Origin of the sequence: Shigella sp. FC1544, from assembly GCF_001722145.1 — a bacterium.
In the GTDB taxonomy this organism is placed as follows: domain Bacteria; phylum Pseudomonadota; class Gammaproteobacteria; order Enterobacterales; family Enterobacteriaceae; genus Escherichia; species Escherichia coli.
In genome coordinates this window covers 1-259 of sequence record NZ_MECT01000519.1, presented here as the reverse complement: position 1 = coordinate 259, position 259 = coordinate 1, and the positions used below count along the sequence as shown (strand labels likewise).

Below are 259 nucleotides of genomic sequence, written 5' to 3'. Positions count from 1 at the left end.
GACGGTCCCGGCAAAAGTGCCTGACCTGACCCCTATTAGCGGTTACCAGCGCCCCACCAGACCCGGTGACATCACCCCCCGGATCATGGACGACTGGGGCAGTAATCATGCCGGGTCTGGCTGGCTAACACCCCATTATAAGGGGTACGAATAAAGTAACGGGGTTGTCGAAGCTCACCAGATTTTCACCAGGATGCACGTCATACTCTTTTTTCTCCGGAGGCAGTGCCAGCATGGACTGCTGCTCTTCGAGCCAGCG

At 57.1% G+C, this 259-nt stretch carries 1 pseudogene; it reads right to left on the bottom strand.

The features are described from left to right. Positions 1–124: 124 nt before the first annotated feature. A pseudogene (locus BGK49_RS29840) lies at positions 125–259 on the bottom strand (IS21 family transposase); the annotation flags it as partial.